Genomic DNA, 1,587 nt, shown 5'->3' on the forward strand with positions numbered 1-1,587 from the left:
CATCGCCACCCGCTACGAGAAGCGGGCTGCCAACTACCTCGCCATGGTCACCCTCGGCATGACCATGCTCTGGCTCACATGAGTTTGCAGAGACGCCCTAGACCGCCGAACACGCGCCGAGGGCTGGACGCGCCTCTGGCGAAATCGATGGTCACCCCGAGATCGGTATCCTCAGGCTTCATGATCAGCGTCTCGGGGTGGATCGGGCGTCCCCATGATAGCTACAACCTTGGGTGTGGCGAGTGCCCCCGAAGCTATCGACAACGCCGTCCCCACGGCGCTTATCCTGCGACCATGCGCACAGCCTTCGCTGCCCTTCTGCTCCTCACCGGTCCCGTCCTGGCCGCCGAGCCGATCGTGGGCCGCGCCTCCGTCACCGACGGCGACACCGTGGTGATCCGCGGTACCCGCATCCGCCTGCACGGCATTGACGCGCCCGAGAGTGCGCAGCTCTGCCAGGACGCTGCCGGCAAGTCCTACCGTTGCGGGCAGGTGGCGGCGCTCGCGCTGGCTGACCGGATCGGCGAGGCCAACATCTCGTGCGAGCCCCGCGACACCGACCGGTATGGCCGCACCGTTGCCGTCTGCCGGAAGGGTGACGAGGACCTGAACGCCTGGATGGTGGGCCAGGGCTACGCCACGGCCTATCAGCGCTACTCCCGCGACTACGTTGGGGCCGAGACCAGCGCGAGGGCGCTGAAGCGAGGGCTTTGGGCCGGCACCTTCGATCCGCCGTCAGACTGGAGGCGCGCCAAGCGGGCCAGCGGCGTCGAGACCCGGCCGGAGATGGAGAAGCCCCTGGCGGCTGCTCCGGCGCTCACACAGGCCGCCTGCGCGATCAAGGGCAACATCTCGCGCAAGGGCGACAAGATCTACCACCTGCCCGGGACGCGGGACTACGACCGGACGGTCATCACCACGAGCTCCGGCGAGCGCATGTTCTGCAGCGAGGACGAGGCGAAGGCGGCGGGCTGGCGGGCGGCACGAGGCTGATCCGGTTGGTTGGCGTGGCCTCGGATCTGCTCACGAGGCGGGGGAGCGCCTGATCTCGCCAGCGCGTGAGCCGGTGGTAGCCTATTGGTCGGTGATGGAGAAGCTGGCTCGCGCCTTCATGACAAGGCAGCCGCGCTCATCGAAAGCCTTGGCCGTGAACTCATCGACGCCGGTCCTTCGCCCCTCGTCGCGGAGGATGGCCGTCAACGTTAGGCGAAGCAGCTCTCGTAAAGCGTCACGACTCGGCACCTCGACCCCCTCTTCGTCCATCACCTCGACATGGTCGTCCGTGCTGATGAAGTAGCGTGACACTCACGCCTCCGGAATCAGAACCCCCTGTGGCGCAAACACGAGGTAGCGAGGACAGTTCGGCGCTCCGAGCCAATACGCATCGCTATTCGGGTGCAGGGTTACGCTGGCGCCCGCAGGGACGCGTTGGGTGTGACCCCGTAGTCGACCCGCGAAGAGACTTATGCGCTAAGTTATACCAACTCTCACTGATCAGAACCCATGAGCCCAGGCCCGCAGGCCGATGGACATGATGCGCCAGGGCTGATCGATGAGCTTGTTCCAGGCGTCGCAGCACTGATCGAG

2 protein-coding genes are annotated in these 1,587 nt (G+C 66.3%); one reads left to right on the plus strand and one right to left on the minus strand.

The annotated features are described in order from the left end of the window. Positions 1 to 294: 294 nt before the first annotated feature. Complete coding sequence (locus ASG32_RS31975) at positions 295 to 993, plus strand: thermonuclease family protein (protein ID WP_056534180.1); 699 nt, start codon at positions 295 to 297, stop codon at positions 991 to 993. Between the two features lie 81 nt (positions 994 to 1,074). On the opposite strand, the gene ASG32_RS31980 is transcribed toward ASG32_RS31975, so the two are convergent. Continuing rightward, entirely contained in the window at positions 1,075 to 1,305 is a 231-nt protein-coding gene (locus tag ASG32_RS31980; RefSeq protein WP_056534183.1) for a hypothetical protein, read from the minus strand. Positions 1,306 to 1,587: the final 282 nt, after the last annotated feature.

This window comes from Methylobacterium sp. Leaf361, from assembly GCF_001424445.1.
Taxonomy (GTDB): Bacteria; Pseudomonadota; Alphaproteobacteria; order Rhizobiales; family Beijerinckiaceae; genus Methylobacterium.